Source organism: Weissella cibaria KACC 11862 (assembly GCF_000193635.1).
GTDB classification, from domain to species: domain Bacteria; phylum Bacillota; class Bacilli; order Lactobacillales; family Lactobacillaceae; genus Weissella; species Weissella cibaria.
Genome location: NZ_AEKT01000005.1, coordinates 44,810 through 64,590, shown reverse-complemented (window position 1 = coordinate 64,590; position 19,781 = coordinate 44,810). Strand labels below are relative to the sequence as shown.

Here is a 19,781-nt window from a genome sequence, read left to right as displayed (position 1 = left end):
TCCTTAAGCCACCACTTGTTGGTGGCTTTTTTGTATCAGAAACGGTAATTAACATATATTAGTGATAAAACTGACACAAAAACATCGCATCTCACAATTAATATTGAATTTGTGCGTAGTCTGGGCATTCTTTCTGATATAATTGTATTTGGCTAGTTTTTTCGAGCGGTCGAAAAGAACATCAAGATAGAAACGATTGCTACCGAGGTTTGGTAGAGAGAAAGGAAGTCACATCATGTCTGATTATGCTGTGAAGTACGAGCTACTCCACGTGGAAAAGCACACTGGTGCACGTTTGGGTAAAATTACAACCCCCCACGGTGAAGTTATGACACCAATGTTTATGCCGGTTGGTACACAAGCCACGGTTAAGAATGTGTCACCTCGTGAACTAAAAGAAATCAAGTCACAGTTTATTTTGTCAAACACGTACCACCTATGGGTTCGTCCGGGTGACGAGTTGATTGCCGAAGCTGGTGGTTTGCACAAGTTTATGAATTGGGATGGCCCAATTCTAACTGATTCAGGTGGCTTCCAAGTGTGGTCATTGTCAGAACGCAACAACATTAAAGAAGAAGGTGTGACGTTCCGTAATCACGTGAACGGGGAAGAAATGTTCCTATCACCTGAGGTTGCGATGCGCATTCAAAATAATTTGGGTTCTGATGTCATGATGCAATTGGATGAAGCAATTCCATACTTTGAAACGTATGATTACGTGAAAAATTCAGTTGAACGCACATCACGTTGGGCTGAACGTGCTTTAGCTGCCCACCGTCGTCCGGAGGATCAAGCCCTATTTGGTATTGTGCAAGGTGCCGGTTTCCGTGAGCTTCGTAAGCAGTCTGCTTCAGATCTTGTTTCACTTGATTTGCCTGGATACGCCGTTGGTGGTCTGTCTGTTGGTGAAACCAAGGAAGAAATGAACCGTGTGCTCGACTTCACAGTGCCATTCCTACCCGAAAACAAGCCACGTTATTTGATGGGGGTGGCAGCACCCGATTCTTTGATTGATGGTGCTATCCGCGGTATTGATATGTTTGATTCTGTGCTGCCAACACGTATCGCACGTAAGGGAACCTTGATGACGTCGAAGGGCCGTATCGTGATTACGAATTCTAAGTATAAGAATGACTTTTCACTAATTGACCCCGAAACGGAAGACTACGGTTCACAAAACTTTACTAAGGCATACTTACACCACTTGTTTAAGGCTGACGAATTGTATGCGCAAAACATTGCGTCTGTTCACAATTTGCGTTACCTATTGAAGTTGATGGAAGATATGCGTCAAGCAATTGCTGAGGATCGCTTACTTGAGTTCCGTGAAGAAGTCATGGAAAACTACGGTTACAAGAATCCGAATGCGCGCTTGTTCTAACTATTGTTAAATAAATCCTAGAGGAGTGTACTACTATGAGTGCTAATATTTTGATTTTGGTCGTCTTCGTGGCGGCAATGTACTTTATTATGATTCGCCCACAACAAAAGGCACAAAAGAAGCGCCAAGAGATGATCAACACGGTTCAACCAGGTGCCGAAGTTGTGACAATCGGTGGCTTGCACGGTAAGATCGCTGCCGTTGATAATGAGGCAAAGACGTTTGATTTGGATGCTGAAGGTGTTATTTTGGTATTCGAGTTGTCAGCAATCCGCCAAGTTGTTAAGGCAGCTCCAGCTGTGGCTGAAGCACCCAAGGCAGAAACGGCAACTGATGAAATCGTCGACACGACAGCTGATGTTGTGGCAGACGAAAAGTCAGACGACGCTAAGTAATAGATGAAAGAGCCTGAGTAGATATTTCTCAGGTTCTTTTTTATTATGGATTTTAAACGAAAGGCGTGCGACGAAGATGGCTGATTTACTAGAAATTCCGGTGCAACTACATACTGACCGAAAAATTTTACATGTTGATATGGATGCCTTTTACGCACAAGTCGAAACGCGAGACAATCCTGCGCTTGCCGAGGTGGCTTTAATTTTGGCGCGTGATCCGCGACAACATAGTGGCCGTGGTGTGGTTGCTACAGCTAACTATAAGGCACGACAACTTGGTGTCCATTCTGCAATGAGCGCCGCCGAAGCACTTCGATTAGCGCCAGAGGCAACTTTTTTGACGCCGAATTTTGAAAAATATCGGACCGTGTCAAATCAGGTCCATGAAATTTTTCATCGTTATACTGACAAAGTGGAACCAATTGCATTTGATGAAGCTTATTTAGACGTAACAGAAAATAAAATTGGCATTGATAATCCAGTTGCGCTAGCCCATGCGCTACAACAAACTATCTATGAAGAACTGCAATTAACCAGTTCGGTTGGGGTATCGTTTAATAAGTTTTTGGCAAAGCTATCTTCTGAACACAATAAACCAGCCGGGCTGACCGTTGTTCGGGAAGCTGACGTTCGACCTTTCTTAGATGCATTGCCAATTGAGGAGGTCCGTGGGGTTGGTCAAAAGACGGCCGAACGGATGCGTGAACTGGGTGTCACAACTGGCGCTGCGCTATATGCCATGGATCAAACGACATTGACCCAACATTTTGGACGGATGGGGTATGACTTTTACCGACGAATCCGGGGTGTTGATGACCGACCAGTTGAATGGCAACGTGAGCGGAAATCAGTTGGCAAAGAACGAACGTATGGTCCGTTTTTGGATAACGAAGAGAAAATCATGGCTGAACTAAAGCGACTGGCCGCACTCTTAGAGAGTTCGCTACAGAAAAGGTCGTTACACGGCAAAACCTTGGTATTAAAGGTACGTGATGAAGATTTTAATACGGAAACACGACGGACAACCCAACCAGATTATTTACCAAATGATGCGACCGAGTTTGAACGTTTAGCAGCGGATATTTGGGAAGAATTAGGGGGATATCAAAAGCCAATTCGCCTCTTAGGATTAACGATGACAAATTTAGCACCGCTAACCTTTGAAAATATCCCCCTGAATCTGTATGATAACTAATCTAATCGCGTAATTACCGCGGTTTTCTGCTATACTTATTAAAGTAGCGGGTGGTAGACCCAAACTGTTAACGTTGCGAGCAACGTTTGTAAACTAGATAGAATTGAGATTGAATCATGACAGCGCAAACAGCAATTCTAGCGCAAATTAAGGCAGCGGACACGATTATTATTCACCGTCACCAACGCCCTGATCCAGATGCCTTTGGGTCACAATTTGGCTTGGCGGAGTTAATTAAAACGTCGTTCCCTGAGAAGCAGGTTCACGTTGTGGGCAAGCAAGTGCCTAGCATGACTTGGATGGGTGAGATGGAGCAAATTCCAGACTCACTTTACGATGATGCATTGGTAATTGTGACCGACACAGCGAACTCACCACGTGTCGATGACCGTCGTTTCGACTATGGTAAGGTGTTGGTTAAGATTGACCACCACCCAAATGACGAGCCATATGGCGACTATACGTGGGTGATTGAAGGCGCTTCTTCTACGTCGGCGATGATTTTTGCCTTCTATAAGGAATTTGAAGACGAATTGACTTTGTCAGATGCAGGTGCCTCATATTTGTATGCCGGTATCGTCGGCGATACAGGTCGCTTCCTATACGCGACTAAGTCTGAAACGATGCAAGTTGTCGCTGATTTGATGAAGTTTGATTTTGATTGGTTTAAGATTAATCAACAAATGGATACCATCTCAGTTGAAGCTGCCCGGGCTTCTGGCTATGTTTATAACAACATGGTCACAACCGATAACGGCTTTAATTACATTATTTTGACGAACGAAGTTGTTGAAAACTTCAATCTTGGTGATTTTGGGACGGCCTTTATTGTCCCATTACTAGGAAAGATTAACACAGTTAAGGCCTGGGCTGTCTTTGAACAGCAAGATGATGGCTTTTTCCGTGTCCGACTACGTTCACGTAACACGGTGATTAACGAAATTGCAAAGCGACATGGTGGCGGCGGACACAAGTTTGCCTCAGGTGCTTTTGCCAAGGACATTGATGAAGTCCATGAGATTATTCGTGAAGCCGATGAAACATTGAAGGAGCAAACAGAAGCATAATGGCTAAGTTTACTGACTACAACTTGCGCCCAGAAATTTATACGGCGTTGGATGAAATTCGTTTCACCACACCAACGAAGGTGCAAGAACGCTTGATTCCCGTTGTGATGCAAGGACGTTCCGTTGTGGGACAATCACAAACTGGATCAGGTAAGACACACACATTTTTGATTCCAATTTTCCAAAAGTTTGATCCAACTGCTCAAAAGGTGCAAGCCGTGATTACCACGCCTTCTCGTGAGTTGGCGCAACAAATCTATGCAGCAGCCAAGCAATTGGGTACAGGATTCCCGGCTGACCAACAGCCACGCATTGGCTTGTATGTTGGTGGGACTGATAAGGTCCGCCAAATGCACCAATTGGAAAGTACACAACCACAAATTGTGATTGGAACACCAGGACGTATCAAGGACTTATATACGGCTGGTGGGTTGGATATCCACACGGCATCAGCTTTGGTTGTCGATGAAGCGGATATGACCATGGATTTGGGCTTCCTACCAGAAGTTGATGCAATCGCAGGTGCGATGCCAGAAGATTTGCAAATGTTGGTCTTCTCAGCTACGATTCCACAAAAGTTGCAACCATTCTTGAAGAAGTACCTAACGAACCCTGTTGTGGAAGAAATTCCAACAGAAACCGTTATCGCCCCAACGATTACTAACTTGTTAGTTGGTACGAAGGGCATGAAGAAGGATGACTTGGTTTACGAGTTATTGACGATGGGAAACCCATACATGGCGTTGGTGTTCACCAACACGAAGGAACGTGCGCGTGAATTAACCAAGGCATTGCGTAACCGTGGTTTGAAGGTCGCTGAAATCCACGGTGGTATTCAACCACGTGAACGTAAGCGTACCATGCAACAAATCCAACACTTGGACTATCAATATGTCGTGGCCACTGATTTGGCCGCACGTGGAATTGATATCCCTGGTGTATCATTGATCATCAATGATGGGATTCCAACGGAGCTTGAATTCTTCGTGCACCGTGTTGGCCGTACTGGTCGAAACGGTATGGAAGGAACGGCCATTACGATTTACAATCCAGATGAAGAAGAACGCGTGCAAGCGGTCGAAAACATGGGTGTGACGTTTGAACCAATGACTTACTCACATGGTGAGCTTAAGCCTGGTTATGATCGTCGTCGTCGTAAGCAACGTTCAAAGTCAACTGTTAAGCTAGACCCAACGATGATTGGTTTGGTTAAAAAGAAGAAGAAGAACGTTAAGCCTGGTTACAAGCGTCAGATTAAGTCTGCGATTGCCCGTGATGCAAAGTACAAGAAGCGTGTTGAGGAACGTCAATCACTTCGTGCCGCGCGTAAGGCTAAGAAAAAGGCTAACGATAAGTAGCATAAAAGCGCGCGAATATACAATTTGCGCGCTTTTTTAGTATATAAAATGCTTGAATTATACTTTTAGATTTAGAAAGATAGATATATGGGGGTCATACCCGTATAAATTGTGTAATTATATTGGTAGTGATACACATCTAGATAGAAATTATTAAATGAACAAACATGTATTGAATTTATGAGGGGGGATTTATGAAGGACTTGGAGCGAGTTTCACAACTGGTTGAACGGTATACAATGGAAGCGAGAATAAAAGCATTCCATACAATGTTTACTAATAAAAATATGTCTGATGCGAAATCAGATGATTTCATTGTAGATAAAACTATTGTTGATTCTTTAAAAAATGCCATAGCTATCTCGTTTTATGCACTTACAGCGCCAGTGACAGAAAAATCAGCGAAAACAGATTTTTTAAAACTTGAAAGAAAATTGGTGATATTAATCAATAGTTTTAGTAAAACAAACATCCAAAAAAATTATCAACGTGGAAATAGCGACATATTTTTGGACGCTAGTTTTGCGATGTCAAATTCTAATTTAGAATATATTTCAGCATGGCAATGGATAGAGTTTTTCGAGTTTTTTGATGATACAATTGCCTCTCTATTTAAAGTTAAAAGTACCTCTCGTTTAATCAAGTACGTTATTGCAAATGAGGGCAATAACGAAATTTCGCTTGAAACATTTGAACGGGGAGTGATGTCGCTCGTAACTGATGAAGAAACAAAAAAATTGGAAGAAAATTCGTGGGAATTGCAAGAACTTACTCGAGAAATGCGCAACGTTGAAAGTGTCCAGGATGCGTATAATGTTCTCAGAAAAAAATTGTTGCCAATGGTATTTTATAAGGGGCATCTCTTATATGCTCCAAATCAACACGGTAGTTTTCAAATTACAATGGAATATATGTTCTTAACACAACAGAATAAAGCACTGAAAAGAATACAAACTAAATTTGAGGATTATGTTGTTGAAATTATCAGTAAAGAATTAACTAGGATTGATCCTGAAGTTAAAATTCAACCAAATTATTATGTTGAAATTGACGGACAAGAGGCTGAACAAGATTTACTATTACAATCTGACGGATTTAATTGGGTTGTTGAAATAAAAGCATCTAGAATTAATTTGGGGTTGTCGAATGTTTTACATGCTAGGAAAAAGCTACAAACAACTTATGATAAATACGCAGTGAAGGCATCACAACAAATCAGTCGAGCTGTACAAGCTATACAGGATGGTGAAAAAATATTTACTCGCGTTGGTAAGGATAAGGTTAACGTAGATATAATGGAACCGATTAGGGGGATTATTGGCGTCACTGTTACTTTGTGGAACTTTTCTCTTTTGGCACACCAACAAGGATTATTTTTGTATGAAGAACATGATGTGTACCCAATTCTCACAGTGTTTGATTTTCAATATTTATTGAAATCGATATCTACAACTAGTGATTATGCGAATTTATTGAATTACTTTCAGTATCGATTAGACAATAGTGAACAGATTGTAGCAGTGGACTTCGACGAATTGAATTTTTATGATGTATATGAACATGATAGTGGTGTCGAGTTGCCATCCGGTCAGATTGTTATTGGTAGTAAAACTCCTGGCATCGTTTCCTATGTGGATGACAAGATTAAACCGCAATTATATGCAAAAATTAGTCCGTTCGTGGCTCATCGTTTAGATTATTAAATTCGTACACGGAAAGTTTTATTAGTGGTATAAACGGCGTCTTTTTCAAAACCACGGTCAACTCAGTGAGGAATTGATATGAAATTTGTAATTGCCCCAGATTCATTTAAAGGTAGTATGACAGCAAAAGAGGCGGCTCTGGCCATTCAAGTTGGCTTGCAAAAAATTTATCCAGACGCGGACTATGAATTGGTACCGATGGCCGATGGCGGTGAAGGCACTGTTCAGTCATTAGTTGATGCAACGGACGGTGATATCATCGCTGTTGATGTACAAAATCCGTTGGGCGAAACGGTGACGGCCTTTTACGGTGTTCTAGGTGATGGTCAGACGGCTGTAATTGAAATGTCAGCGGCATCTGGTATTCAATTCGTGACAGAGGAAACGAAAAATCCGCTGATTACGACGACGTTTGGCACGGGCCAATTGATCAAAGATGCGTTGAATCGCGGGTTGCGTCGCTTCATCATCGGACTTGGCGGTTCTGCCACAAACGATGGTGGGGCTGGCATGGCTGAAGCGTTGGGTGTCCGGTTCCTTGATGAAAATGGTCAGCAAATCGCTCATGGTGGTGCGCCGTTAGCACAGTTATCCAGGATTGATATGAGCCACATTGATCCGCGCGTGGCTGAGTCTGAAATCTTATTGGCATCAGATGTCACGAATCCATTGGTTGGTGAAACTGGTGCGTCAGCCGTCTTTGGCCCACAAAAGGGTGCGACACCAGCGATGGTGGCCGAACTCGATACGGCTTTGACAAATTATGCCAAGGTGGTTAAGGCACAATTGGGTATCGACTTGGCTAATACACCGGGGGCGGGCGCTGCCGGCGGACTCGGAGCAGGTATGTTGGCGTTCACACAGGCTAAGATGCAATCGGGCATTAGTTTGGTTGTTGCAGCAACTGCATTAGTCGCCAAATCTGCCAATGCGGATGTCGCATTTGTCGGCGAAGGTGCGATTGATTTTCAAACGCAATACGGTAAGACGCCAATGGGTGCAGCGCAAGCGATTAAGCAAGCCTCACCCGATGCGAAGGTCATTGGATTGGCTGGATACGTTGGGGATGGCATTGATACATTGTATGATTTGGGTATCGATGCGGTGTTCAGCATCGTGCCGGGTGCAGTTGATTTGCCGACTGCAATGAAGGATGGTGAGGCAAATCTCACACGAACAGCTGAGAACATCGCGCGATTGCTAAATACCAAATAACTTTTACAAAAACATTTCAAGCAAACAAAAACGGTTATTAGAAGTTCTTAATATGTTACAATAATGAACAAGGACATATCATTTATGGTTTGAGAGCCAACAGAAACGTTGTGGATGATGTAAACAACGCTCAACCTTTTGTGATGCTACCTTCATAGCTGTTTGTGAAAGCAAACCGTGCGCCAGCGTTAACGGCATTCAAAGAGGTAATGATGCAGACTATCATTGCAAGCAGAGTGGTACCGCGTGTAGGCGTCTCTGTTTTTGCAATGGGGGTCTGTTTTTATTTTAGATATTTATTTAAGCGAGGATTGGAAGATGAAGCCATTATCATCAGCTGAGATCCGTGATATGTTTTTGCGTTTCTTCGAAAGCAAGGGACACAGCATTGAGCCATCTCAATCATTGATTCCAAAGGACGATCCAACATTGTTGTGGATTAACTCTGGTGTCGCAACGTTGAAGAAGTACTTCGACGGTTCAGTTGTACCTGAAAACCACCGTATTACGAACGCGCAAAAGTCAATTCGTACGAATGACATTGAGAACGTTGGTCACACGGCCCGTCACCACACGTTGTTTGAAATGATGGGAAACTTCTCAATTGGCGACTACTTTAAGCCTGAAGTTATTCCTTGGGCTTGGGAATTGTTGACGAGTCCAGAATGGTACGGTATGGACCCTGAAAAGTTGTACGTGACGGTTTACCCAAATGATACTGAGGCCAAGGAAATATGGTTGAACGTTGTGGGGTTGCCTAAGGACCACTTGTACGAAGAACCAGATAACTTCTGGGATATCGGTGAGGGACCTTCAGGACCAGATACGGAAATTTTCTATGATCGCGGTGAAGAATTTAACGCCGACGATGCCAAGGAAAACTACCCTGGTGGTGAAAACGAACGTTACTTGGAAATTTGGAACATCGTGTTCTCACAATACAACCACTTGCCTGGTTTGACTGACAACAAGGATTACCCTGAGTTGCCACACAAGAACATTGATACGGGTATGGGACTCGAACGTGTTGTCTCTGTTTTCCAAAATGCCAAGACCAACTTTGAAACGGACTTGTTCTTGCCAATCATCCGTAAGACGGAAGAGATGTCAGGTCAATACAAGTACGGTGATGATCCTGAAAAGGACATCTCATTCAAGGTGATTGCTGACCACGCCCGTGCCGTAACATTTGCCATCGGTGATGGGGCTTTGCCATCAAACGAAGGTCGCGGTTACATCATTCGTCGTTTGCTTCGTCGTGCTGTTTTGCACGGTCGCAAGTTGGGGATTGATAAGGTCTTCTTGAAGGACTTGGTCCCAGTGGTTGGTGAGATTATGAAGTCTTACTACCCTGAGGTTTTGGCTAATGCAGACTACATTGCATCAGTTGTTGAAGCTGAAGAAGTCCGCTTCAACAAGACGTTGGCAGATGGTTTGTCATTGTTGGACGGTGTCATTGATGAAGCAAAGGCTAACGGTGGTGTTATCGACGGTGCGGTTGCCTTTAAGATGTATGACACATATGGCTTCCCATACGAGTTGACGGAAGAATCAGCCGCTGATGCTGGCTTGACAGTTGACCGTGCTGGCTTCGATGCCGAAATGACTGCGCAACAAGAACGTGCCCGTGCCGCTCGTGGCAACACAGCTTCAATGGGTGTTCAAAATGCCTTGTTGACAGATTTGAAGACAGAATCAACCTACGTTGGTTGGTCAGAATTAACAGTTGATGCTGCTAAGTTGACAGACCTGATTGTTGATAATGAATTGGTCGAGTCTGCTAAGGATGGTCAAGCCGAAGTTATCTTTGACGTGACGCCATTCTACGCTGAAATGGGTGGTCAAGTAGCTGACCGCGGTGTTGTCATTAACGCAGCTGGCGAAGTTGTCGCTGAAGTCGTTGATGTACAAAATGCACCTAATGGCCAACACTTGCACACATTGCAAGTTAATGCAGAAATTAAGGCCGGTGAGACGTACAAGCTCGATGTTAACCGTGCGTACCACGCAGCGGTTTCAAAGAACCACACGGCGACTCACATGCTTGACCAAGCTTTGCGTAACATCTTAGGTGAACACACAACCCAAGCCGGTTCATTGGTCACTGAAGATGGTTTGCGTTATGATTTTACTTACAACGGCGCTGTTTCAGCAGAGAAGTTGCAAGAAATTGAAGATTTGATCAACGCTAAGATTATTGAAAACTTGCCAATTTCATGGGTTGAAACGGATATCGAATCAGCTAAGAAGTTGGGGGCTGTCGCAGTCTTTACTGAAAAGTATGGTGAGAAGGTCCGTGTTGTCTCAATCGGTGACTTCAACGTTGAGTTTGACGGTGGAACACACGCTAATTCAACGGCTGAGTTGGGGATGTTCAAGATTGTCAGCGAGCAAGGTACGGGTGCCGGTGTACGTCGTATCGAAGCAGTGACTGGTCAGGGGGCAATGAACTTGTTCAAGCAACACGATGCTTGGTTGAACGAAGCAATGGCCCAAGTTAAGGCACCACAATTGTCAGAAGTTAACGATAAGATTGCTGCTTTGCAAGCACAATTGAAGGATGCCGAGCGTCAAGCGGCTTCATTGGAGCAAAAGCTGGCTAATCAAGCTGCCAATGCTGCGTTCAACGATGTACAAACGGCTGGCAACTTTACGTTTATCGCGACTGAAATGGCCGTTGAATCAATGGATGCGTTGCGTGCAACAGCCGATAACTGGAAGCAAGCAACGCCGTCAGATGTGTTGGTTTTGGCTGCTAATTTGGGTGAAAAGGTTAACTTGTTGGTTGCTGCTTCACCAGACGCGATTGCTAAGGGTGTTAAGGCCGGTGATTTGATCAAGGCCATTGCACCAGCTATCGGCGGTGGTGGCGGTGGTCGCCCAGACATGGCCCAAGCGGGTGGTAAGAACCCAGCGGGTATTGCAGATGCATTTACGCAAGCAGCAGATTGGTTGTCTGCAAAGTAAACTTGCATTTTTATTGAGGGGAACCTCGGAAGGAGGCTGAAAATGACTTCATTAGATAATACAGCTGTCTTTGATTTTGGTAATAACCAAGAACACGACGTACGTAAGACACTTGAGATTGTGTACGCAGCGTTGGAAGAAAAGGGTTACAACCCAATCAACCAAATTGTTGGTTACTTGATTTCAAACGATCCAGCATATATTCCACGTGTAAACGATGCGCGTAATTTGATTCGCAAGTTTGAACGTGATGAAATCATTGAAGCGTTGGTTAAGGATTACTTGTCTAAGTAATTTGGTTGAGAAATTCCGAGAGATTTAAGAGAAATTTTGGTCCAGAAAGAAGAGGTCAGATAATATGGGACGCGTAATGGGTCTAGATGTCGGATCACGCACAGTTGGTGTGGCAGTATCTGACTTGCTCGGTTGGACAGCACAAGGTGTTGAAATCATTCGCATTAATGAAGATGAGAAAGAGTTTGGCATTGCGCGCATGAAGGAGTTGGTGGCACAATTCCAACCAACGGGGTTCGTTCTTGGGTTGCCAAAGAACATGAATAACACATCCGGTCCGCGCGTCGATGCCGCACGTGCATATGGTGATTTGTTGACGGAAACATTTGGCTTGCCAATTGATTTTCAGGATGAGCGCTTGACGACGGTTGAAGCAGAACGTATGCTTGTTGAAGAAGCTGATGCGTCTCGTAAGAAGCGTAAGCAGGTTATTGATAAGTTAGCGGCGGCTTTGATTCTCCAAAACTATTTGGATCGCAAAGGACCACTTGTAAAGTAAGAGGTAAACATAATGGACGAAGAGCAAGACATTATCACATTGGTTGACGACAACGGCGATGAGCAACTTTTCGAAGTGCTATTTACGTTTAAGTCAGAAGATTTTGGTAAGTCATACATCGTCTTGTACCCAGCAGGGGCAGGCGAAGATGAAGAAGTTGAAATGTTAGCATACATTTTCGACCCTGAAGAGACGGCTGCGTCTACTGAAGGTGGTTTGACGCCAATCGAAGACGACGCAGAGTGGTCAATGGTTGAAGAGCGTTTGAACCAATTCTTGGATGAGCAAGAAGACTAATGTTTTAGTACAATTAATGACCGGTGATGCATCGGTCATTTTTTGTTAACTGGAAAGGACGTAAAAATGAACGACGCAGAATTGTTCGTCTTAACTGACGAGGACGGCAACGAACACGAATTTATTGAGTTGTTCTCTTTCGACTCTGAAGATTTTGGTAAGTCATACATCATCCTTGGCCCTGCAGATGCAGCGATGGATGGGGATGACGAAGAAGAAGTTGGTATTATGCCATTCATCTACAATAAGGATGATGAAGAAGGTATGTTGCAACCAATCGAAACTGATGCAGAATTTGATATGGTTGAAGAAGTGATGAACACGATCTTTAATGATCCAAACTTACAATAATGATGATTAAGACTGATCCCGATGAAAAATTGGGACCAGTCTTTTTTTGGACTTTTTGATTGGTTATGTGTCTCTATTACTGGAGGAAAAAACATGGCAAATCTAAAAGCGTATTATTATCGATTTCAGCATATGATTTGGTTTGCAACTGGCCTAATTGGTATCGGTATTGGGTTAGTTGTTTGGTGGCAGTGTTCACAGACCGCACCAGTATTACCGCGAGATATTTCGCCAAGCGTGGCGGCTGACCAATCAACACAAAAAGCGGTTTCGGTTACACGGACCGTGCAGCCGTCAGTTCAATCGGCGACCGTCGTGGTTGATGTGAAGGGTGCTGTGCACCGTCCAGGCGTTTATAAATTTACAGTACCACCAATTATGGCGGATGCCCTTGAAAAAGCGGGCGGGACATTGGCAACTGTCGACCGCACCCGCTTGAATCTGGCAGCCTCCTTGACGAATGGTCAGGTACTGTATATACCGAACGGTTCTGAAATAGTGCCAGATGCCTATCCATTACCGGGACAACCAAGCGCCACCGCACCATCGACAACGTCAGCGACAACAGCCACTGAAACATCACTTGTCAATTTGAACACGGCGACGGTCGTTGAATTGCAAACCTTGCCAGGCGTGGGTGAAAAGCGGGCTCAGGATATTGTGACCCAGCGTGAAACGATGGGTGGGTTTAAGACGGTCGATGACTTGCAGGAAGTTGCTGGGATTGGGGAGAAGACATATGCTCGCTTAGCTCCGTTGGTTACGGTTTAATGCCCGGTTATTGGTTAGTCCTGTCATTGTACATTGCCGGGTTAAACACGGTAATCCGTTATCAATTTTGGTGGTCAGTGCCGCTGTTATTGTGGTTAAGTAGCTTACTCGTAATTCGTTTTCGGTGTCGCATTGTTTTGACGATACTCATCACGATTGGCTATGTCGGTTTTTTTATTGCACAGGATGCAAAGCTAACCGCATTAGCGCAACGCCCAACTGGTAAAGTTGAGAGTACGTTTCGCATCCATGCCGATGAACTACAGTTTAGTGGTACAACAATTACAGGGTTTGCGGTGATGCCAAATCGGGAACGGGTGCGGTTAACTTGGTTTTGCCGTGAGGAAGCCACGTTTCGCCAGCTACAGACGACGCATGTGGGCTATGTTGTCACCGGGGTCGGCGATTATGAAGGGATCCAACCACGCCGGAATGCGTATAATTTTGATCCGATTGGTTATTGGCGAAGTCGGGGGATTATTCATCAGTTTGTTGTGAAGCAAGCGACCATCACGCAGGTTGATACGCCAACGGGGGCATGGCCATTTATTAATAGTCGGATTCGGACGGGCCACAGCCGATTAGTTGCCTGGTTTGAAACGCTACCACCTGGGTTGCGTGACTATGGTGAAACATTATTTTTGGGTTATACGCGTCGTGACTTCTATGATGATAACGTTGGTATTCAGAAGATGGGTTTGGTACATTTGTTTAGCATTTCAGGCTTTCAAGTCGCGGGAGTCTATGTATTGTGGCGTAAGTTCGGTCGGTGGATTGGCATTACCCGTGAACGGTCGTTGTTAATTGTACAAGTGCTTTTAGTTGTGTTGCTGCTATTTGCTGGCGGTGTCCAATCATTGGTGCGGGCGGTATTATTGGCGTTAACACAAGCTTGGCGCGAATTGGGATGGCTCCGCTTGTCAGCAGTTGATGCTTGGGGCGTTGCATTGTTAGGGGGCTTATTACTTGAACCGGGGGTGTTACATAATTTAGGTGGCCAATTATCATACCTGCTAACTTTTGGCCTCTTATGGCTAACAGGCAAACCGGGTTGGTGGCAATGCATCTTTTTGTCGGTATTAATTTTACCAGTGCTGTTGTGGCATACGTACGCTTGGCATCCGATTAGTATTCTGGCAAATTTGGTGGCGATGCCTGTATTTACATGGTTAGTTATTCCGGTACTGTTAGTTGGCATTGGTGCGGCTTGGTGTGGTCTGACGCCTATCATGTCATGTTGTAATGCGCTGATTAACGGCATCCAGTTTGGCATCGCGCAAATGGACCGTGTACCAGGTGAGCTAGTGTTTGGTCAGCCACCGTTGTTGCTAAGCGGTGTTGCTTTGGTTGGGACAGTTAGTTGGCTGTTGAGGCGCAGGCGTCGGACAATTGGTTTGGTGCTATTAGTCATCTATGGCGTGATGTTTTTGTTACCAAGATTAGCAACGGGCGGGTTTGTGGCGTTCGCCGACGTTGGGCAAGGGGATGCAACGATTGTGCGACTTGCACCCCGGCAAGTCATGCTGGTGGACGTTGGTGGCAAAATGAATTTGCCACAACCACCATGGGCCACCCCACAGAAGCGTGATTTTCAGGCACAACAATTGGTGCAGTTTTTGCGGGGAAAGGGTATCACACGGGTGCAACAATTAGTCCTGACGCATAAAGACATTGACCATATTGGCAATTTGCCACATTTTTTACAACAAATACCTGTTGATAACATTTACGTGCCACTGGGCATGATGCAAACGGAGGCCTATCAGGAATTGGTCGCACCACATTGTAAGGGTGCCTCGGTACAAGAAGTGCAAGCTGGGATGCGTTTGAATCGTTGGACGTTAGTGAAGCATCCGTTTAAATCCGGTGCAGGCGATAACGAAGATTCTGTAGCGGTGTTGGTTGAGACAGGACCTAAACGGCTGATGCTGACTGGTGATTTGGATCAGGCGGGCGAGCGAAACCTATTAGATGACCCGATGCTTGGTCGGGTGCCGATACTAAAGTTTGGTCATCACGGATCGAAAACGAGTACGGCCTCCGAGTTTGTACAGCGGTTGCAACCAAATGTTGGCGTTGTTTCAGCAGGGGTAAAGAATCGATTTGGTCATCCCAATCAAGAAACGTTGGTTACAGCCTACCAAAATAACATGCAAGTGTTCAGTACTGCTGAAAGTGGTATGTTGCAATATTGCTGGTCAGGCAAGCGTGACCGGTGGCAAGCAGAAATCACATCACCTATTCAACTTCCGGGGCGACCATGATACAGTAGAAACATGAGAAAAACGAGGAGGCAGGCAGCATGGCGCTTACGCTAAGAGATGTGCAACAGGATGTTGCCAAGCAAACGTTAAAGCCAATCTATCTGATTCAAGGAACAGACCAGTATCTACTTGATCAAGTTCGATCAGCGTTCGTTAGCTTGATTCCGGATGAAGATCGCACGTTGAATTTGGCCCAATTTGATATGCGCGAAACGCCACTCGGTGTGGCTGTAGATGATGCACGATCGGTACCGTTTTTTGGTGATCGACGGGTTGTCATGATTGACGACGCGTACTTCTTGACCGGTGAAAATCCCCGGACAAAGGTAGAACATCATGTCGAAGATTTGATTGCATATGCAGAACATCCAGAGCCCCAAACAGTTTTGGTGATTTTTGCACCCTATGAAAAACTTGATAGCCGTAAGAAGGTTGTGAAGTTGTTGAAAGAACAAGCAGCTTATTTAGCTTTTGGTGATTTAACAGAAAAAGATGTTCGTAGCATGATTACGGATAAATTGCGGCAAAACGGCTTTGAAATGTCGGGCCCAGCCATCCAACTACTTGTTCGACTCACGAATATGTCATTGACCCAAATTATGTCTGAACTGGATAAATTAATGCTGTATGCCTACGATACGAAGCAAATTGATGAGCAAGCAGTGGATGCTTTAGTCACACGTACCTTGAGCGAAAATATTTTCGACTTGATTAATGCGTTGTTGAATCGTAAATTAACACGGGCAGTCGAACTGTATCACGAGTTAATCGAGGGTGGTGAAGCACCGCTTCGATTACATGCAGCTATTCTCGGGCAGTTCAGGTTGCTATTGCAAGTGAAATCAGCCACGCAAAGTGAAGCTGGTACTGCAAAAATGCTAAAGGTTAACCCATATCGCGTTAAGTTGGCGCGTCAAACTGTTCGCCGCTTCAGTTACCCTGCATTAGCAAAAGCTTATTTAGGGTTAGTCGGGATGGAAGAACAACTTAAGTCGACAGCCCGTGAACCAGAACTGTTGTTCGAATTATTTGTCTTGCGCTATCAAGCAGATATTGCTTAGGAATTTTACTTGCATTGCGTTAGAAAGTTTAGTATTATATTTGAAGTGCAAAAGCACACGACCTTTTACGATGTTTGACGGTTCACCGTCGTCCTACGTTGTCTAAGGCGACTATACAAAAGAAAGGTGGATATCCAACATGGCTATTTCTGCACAACGCAAGAATGAAATCATCAAGGAATTCGCACGTCACGAAGGTGATACTGGTTCAGTTGAAGTTCAAGTTGCAGTTTTGACTGCTGACATCAACGAATTGAACGCACACATGTCAGAGCACAAGCACGACTTCCACTCACAACGTGGGTTGATGAAGAAGATCGGTCACCGTCGTAACTTGTTGCGTTACTTGCGTGACAACGACGTTCAACGTTACCGTGAGTTGATCCAAAAGCTTGGATTGCGTCGTTAATTTTTACATTAACAACGTACGTTATTTTGACATTTATCATCGGAGGGAAAAGCGATGCCAATTATTGAGTCATCAATCCAACGTGCCCGCTTGAACAAGGTGCAACGCGAGCGTAACATCTCACAATTGAGTGCATACCGTACTGAAGTGAAGAAGTTCCGTAAGGCCGCTGAAGCTGGTGCAGACAACTTGCAAGAGTTGTTTGTTAACGCTTCATCAGCTATCGACCGTGCCGCTTCAAAGGGCTTGATTGCTAAGAACAAGGCTTCACGTGACAAGTCACGTTTGTCAGCTTTGTTGAACAAGTAATCAACGTTAGCTAAATAGGGATTATATCCCACATCAAATGTTATTTGTTCGCAAATGATGTTTGATAAAAAGAGCAAGTCTGTTATGGACTTGCTCTTTTTTGTTATATAACTATCAGACAGCTTAATCGGTGTTGTCGATCAGGTGTTCGCCATTTTTATTTTTCTTGTTGTTGGTACCGCCTTCAAACTGTGGTAAACTGGAATAAATCATACAAACGTTTGGGTTGTGCTGACCCGTGAAAGACAACGAGAATAGGAACATTATGACAACGACATTAAGTATTATGCCGTTCGGTGGCGTACGTGAAAACGGAAAGAACATGTATGCAGTTACCGTCGGTGAAGACATTTTTATTTTGGATGCAGGGTTGAAGTACCCAGAAAGCGATTTGCTTGGCGTGGATGTGGTTATTCCAGATTTTGCCTACTTGGTAGAAAACGCTGATAAGATTGCCGGTGTCTTTTTGACACACGGTCACGCAGATGCAATTGGTGCATTGCCTTACTTGTTAAGTGAAGTGAAGGTGCCAGTTTTTGGTTCAGAATTAACGATTGAATTGGCTAAGCTTGCTGTTGAAGCTGAGCCAGAAGCAAAGGGGTTTGATGATTATCACGTTGTTCGTGGTAATTCAGAAGTTAGCTTTGGGGATGTAACGGTTTCATTTTTTGAGACCACACACACGATTCCAGAATCATTGGGGATCGTTATCGAAACACCAGAGGGGCAAATTGTTTACACTGGTGACTTTAAAATTGATACGACGGCATTGCCATACTACCGAACTGATTTAGCGCGTCTCGCACAAATTGGTGCCAAGGGTGTAATTGCTGTCTTGGCTGATGCTGCCGGTACAGCAAGCTATGGTTTGTCAGCACACGAATCAGAACTTGCAGAGTACGTTTTGGACTCATTCCGTGCACATAAGAACGGCCGTATCATCGTCGCCGCAGTGGCTTCAAACATTCAACGTATCCAGCAAGTTATTGATGCTGCTTACAAGGTTGACCGTAAAATCGTTATCTCAGGTAACGATTTGGAAAAGGTTGTCCGCACAGCCCTTCGTTTGAAGAAGTTGCACTTGCCAATGCCTGAAAACGAATTATTCGTTTCTTTGAAGAATTTGAGCAAGCTGGCACCTGAAGAAACTGTTATTTTGGAAACTGGTAAGATGGGTGAGCCAATTCGTCATTTGCAACGTATGGCACAAGGCGATGACCGCAACATCCAAATTCAAGAAGGCGACTTAGTCTTTATTACAACAACACCATCTACGGCCATGGAAGGTTACGTGGCGCGAACACGTGATATGTTGTTCCGCGCCGGTGCCTCAGTTAAGCAAATTTCAACGGATAAGAAGTCTTCAGGCCACGCGTCAAAGGAAGATTTCCAATTGTTGCTCAACTTGTTGAAGCCACAACATGTGATTCCTATCCAAGGTGAATACCGTGTCTTGAATGCGGCTTACCATGCGGCTGAACAAGTTGGTTACGATGATGACCACGTTTGGTTGTTGGCGAAGGGTGATAACCTGCGTTGGGATGGCGAGCAAATGTTCTTGGGTGGCTCAATCCAGGTCGGCTCAACAATGATTGATGGTTCTGGTGTTGGTGATATTGGCTCAATCGTGCTAAACGATCGTCGCATCTTGTCAGAAGATGGGGTCTTTATCGCCGTTGTAACGATTGATCGTAAGAAGAAAAAGATTGTCGCAACACCTAAGATTGACTCACGTGGTTTCGTCTATGTGAAGACGTCACGTGATTTGATTCGTGAAGCCGGGGAATTGGTTGAAAAGACAGTTGCTGAAGGCATTAAGAACACGAAGGAATTCGATTGGGGTAACTTGAAGAATTCAGTACGTGATGCCTTGGGTAAGTTCCTATTTGAGCAAACTCGTCGTAAGCCAGTGATTTTACCAGTTATCATGGAAGCTAATCAAAATGGCCGTCGTCGCAAGCGCTCTGCAAGCAAGACGAATAACAAGTCAACGGACAAGCCGGTAGCAGCTCCAAAGCAAGCTGCCCGCAAGCCAAAGCCTAAGAAAAAAGTGCCTGGTGCACAAGGACAAGGTAATGGCGCACAACAAAAGAAACAACAAGCACCGGCTAATCAACAAGTAAAGCCAGCGGGGGCTACGGAGGAAGGCGCTAAGAAAAAGAAGCGTCGCCCACGTCGTCGTAAGCCAAAGGCAACACAAGGTGAACAACCAGTAAGTGCAGAATAAAAAAGAAGCGTCGGTTCT

At 44.6% G+C, this 19,781-nt stretch carries 18 protein-coding genes; all 18 read left to right on the top strand.

What is annotated here, in order from left to right:
• The first annotated feature begins 235 nt into the window (after positions 1 to 235).
• On the top strand, positions 236 to 1,381 hold the full coding sequence (gene tgt, locus ESE_RS0101040; protein WP_010369801.1) for a tRNA guanosine(34) transglycosylase Tgt: 1,146 nt from the start codon (positions 236 to 238) through the stop codon (positions 1,379 to 1,381).
• Between the two features lie 35 nt (positions 1,382 to 1,416).
• Entirely contained in the window at positions 1,417 to 1,776 is a 360-nt protein-coding gene (gene yajC, locus ESE_RS0101035; protein ID WP_010369799.1) for a preprotein translocase subunit YajC, read from the top strand.
• 76 nt (positions 1,777 to 1,852) lie between these two features.
• Positions 1,853 to 2,971: a DNA polymerase IV gene (dinB, locus tag ESE_RS0101030; protein ID WP_010369796.1), complete on the top strand. Its 1,119-nt coding sequence runs from the start codon at positions 1,853 to 1,855 to the stop codon at positions 2,969 to 2,971.
• Between the two features lie 116 nt (positions 2,972 to 3,087).
• Positions 3,088 to 4,038, top strand: a complete 951-nt coding sequence (locus tag ESE_RS0101025) for a DHH family phosphoesterase (protein WP_010369793.1) — start codon at positions 3,088 to 3,090, stop codon at positions 4,036 to 4,038.
• Positions 4,038 to 5,396 (top strand): DEAD/DEAH box helicase, encoded by a 1,359-nt coding sequence (locus tag ESE_RS0101020; protein ID WP_010369790.1) that lies wholly within the window; start codon positions 4,038 to 4,040, stop codon positions 5,394 to 5,396. Before ESE_RS0101025 ends, ESE_RS0101020 begins: the two co-directional genes overlap by 1 nt.
• Before the next feature lie 194 nt (positions 5,397 to 5,590).
• Positions 5,591 to 7,099 (top strand): hypothetical protein, encoded by a 1,509-nt coding sequence (locus tag ESE_RS0101015; RefSeq protein WP_010369787.1) that lies wholly within the window; start codon positions 5,591 to 5,593, stop codon positions 7,097 to 7,099.
• A gap of 78 nt (positions 7,100 to 7,177) precedes the next feature.
• Positions 7,178 to 8,314, top strand: a complete 1,137-nt coding sequence (locus ESE_RS0101010; RefSeq protein WP_010369784.1) for a glycerate kinase — start codon at positions 7,178 to 7,180, stop codon at positions 8,312 to 8,314.
• Positions 8,315 to 8,632: 318 nt separating this feature from the next.
• Positions 8,633 to 11,281, top strand: coding sequence for an alanine--tRNA ligase (gene alaS, locus ESE_RS0101005; RefSeq protein ID WP_010369783.1), 2,649 nt, complete (start codon positions 8,633 to 8,635; stop codon positions 11,279 to 11,281).
• Positions 11,282 to 11,323: 42 nt separating this feature from the next.
• On the top strand, positions 11,324 to 11,575 hold the full coding sequence (locus tag ESE_RS0101000; RefSeq protein ID WP_010369780.1) for an IreB family regulatory phosphoprotein: 252 nt from the start codon (positions 11,324 to 11,326) through the stop codon (positions 11,573 to 11,575).
• A gap of 64 nt (positions 11,576 to 11,639) precedes the next feature.
• On the top strand, positions 11,640 to 12,074 hold the full coding sequence (gene ruvX / locus ESE_RS0100995) for a Holliday junction resolvase RuvX (protein WP_010369776.1): 435 nt from the start codon (positions 11,640 to 11,642) through the stop codon (positions 12,072 to 12,074).
• A 12-nt stretch (positions 12,075 to 12,086) separates the two neighbouring features.
• Positions 12,087 to 12,371: a DUF1292 domain-containing protein gene (locus ESE_RS0100990; RefSeq protein ID WP_010369772.1), complete on the top strand. Its 285-nt coding sequence runs from the start codon at positions 12,087 to 12,089 to the stop codon at positions 12,369 to 12,371.
• Between the two features lie 66 nt (positions 12,372 to 12,437).
• Positions 12,438 to 12,722, top strand: a complete 285-nt coding sequence (locus ESE_RS0100985) for a DUF1292 domain-containing protein (RefSeq protein ID WP_010369769.1) — start codon at positions 12,438 to 12,440, stop codon at positions 12,720 to 12,722.
• 93 nt (positions 12,723 to 12,815) lie between these two features.
• Complete coding sequence (locus tag ESE_RS0100980) at positions 12,816 to 13,493, top strand: ComEA family DNA-binding protein (protein WP_010369766.1); 678 nt, start codon at positions 12,816 to 12,818, stop codon at positions 13,491 to 13,493.
• Between the two features lie 137 nt (positions 13,494 to 13,630).
• A complete protein-coding gene (locus ESE_RS0100975) occupies positions 13,631 to 15,757 on the top strand; it encodes a ComEC/Rec2 family competence protein (RefSeq protein WP_223824471.1) in 2,127 nt (708 codons plus the stop codon).
• Positions 15,758 to 15,795: 38 nt separating this feature from the next.
• Positions 15,796 to 16,818, top strand: coding sequence for a DNA polymerase III subunit delta (gene holA, locus ESE_RS0100970; protein WP_010369760.1), 1,023 nt, complete (start codon positions 15,796 to 15,798; stop codon positions 16,816 to 16,818).
• Positions 16,819 to 16,957: 139 nt separating this feature from the next.
• On the top strand, positions 16,958 to 17,227 hold the full coding sequence (gene rpsO / locus ESE_RS0100965; protein WP_003609971.1) for a 30S ribosomal protein S15: 270 nt from the start codon (positions 16,958 to 16,960) through the stop codon (positions 17,225 to 17,227).
• A gap of 54 nt (positions 17,228 to 17,281) precedes the next feature.
• Positions 17,282 to 17,536, top strand: a complete 255-nt coding sequence (rpsT, locus tag ESE_RS0100960; protein WP_010369748.1) for a 30S ribosomal protein S20 — start codon at positions 17,282 to 17,284, stop codon at positions 17,534 to 17,536.
• A 265-nt stretch (positions 17,537 to 17,801) separates the two neighbouring features.
• The gene (locus tag ESE_RS0100955; RefSeq protein ID WP_010369744.1) at positions 17,802 to 19,763 is read left to right on the top strand and encodes a ribonuclease J; all 1,962 of its coding nucleotides are present in this window, start codon (positions 17,802 to 17,804) and stop codon (positions 19,761 to 19,763) included.
• The last annotated feature ends 18 nt before the right edge of the window (positions 19,764 to 19,781 follow it).

Coding starts and splice junctions, on each gene's coding strand:
- tgt (WP_010369801.1), top strand. CDS start 236: ATGTCTGATTATGCTGTGAAGTACGAGCTACTCCACGTGGAAAAGCAC.
- yajC (WP_010369799.1), top strand. CDS start 1,417: ATGAGTGCTAATATTTTGATTTTGGTCGTCTTCGTGGCGGCAATGTAC.
- dinB (WP_010369796.1), top strand. CDS start 1,853: ATGGCTGATTTACTAGAAATTCCGGTGCAACTACATACTGACCGAAAA.
- ESE_RS0101025 (WP_010369793.1), top strand. CDS start 3,088: ATGACAGCGCAAACAGCAATTCTAGCGCAAATTAAGGCAGCGGACACG.
- ESE_RS0101020 (WP_010369790.1), top strand. CDS start 4,038: ATGGCTAAGTTTACTGACTACAACTTGCGCCCAGAAATTTATACGGCG.
- ESE_RS0101015 (WP_010369787.1), top strand. CDS start 5,591: ATGAAGGACTTGGAGCGAGTTTCACAACTGGTTGAACGGTATACAATG.
- ESE_RS0101010 (WP_010369784.1), top strand. CDS start 7,178: ATGAAATTTGTAATTGCCCCAGATTCATTTAAAGGTAGTATGACAGCA.
- alaS (WP_010369783.1), top strand. CDS start 8,633: ATGAAGCCATTATCATCAGCTGAGATCCGTGATATGTTTTTGCGTTTC.
- ESE_RS0101000 (WP_010369780.1), top strand. CDS start 11,324: ATGACTTCATTAGATAATACAGCTGTCTTTGATTTTGGTAATAACCAA.
- ruvX (WP_010369776.1), top strand. CDS start 11,640: ATGGGACGCGTAATGGGTCTAGATGTCGGATCACGCACAGTTGGTGTG.
- ESE_RS0100990 (WP_010369772.1), top strand. CDS start 12,087: ATGGACGAAGAGCAAGACATTATCACATTGGTTGACGACAACGGCGAT.
- ESE_RS0100985 (WP_010369769.1), top strand. CDS start 12,438: ATGAACGACGCAGAATTGTTCGTCTTAACTGACGAGGACGGCAACGAA.
- ESE_RS0100980 (WP_010369766.1), top strand. CDS start 12,816: ATGGCAAATCTAAAAGCGTATTATTATCGATTTCAGCATATGATTTGG.
- holA (WP_010369760.1), top strand. CDS start 15,796: ATGGCGCTTACGCTAAGAGATGTGCAACAGGATGTTGCCAAGCAAACG.
- rpsO (WP_003609971.1), top strand. CDS start 16,958: ATGGCTATTTCTGCACAACGCAAGAATGAAATCATCAAGGAATTCGCA.
- rpsT (WP_010369748.1), top strand. CDS start 17,282: ATGCCAATTATTGAGTCATCAATCCAACGTGCCCGCTTGAACAAGGTG.
- ESE_RS0100955 (WP_010369744.1), top strand. CDS start 17,802: ATGACAACGACATTAAGTATTATGCCGTTCGGTGGCGTACGTGAAAAC.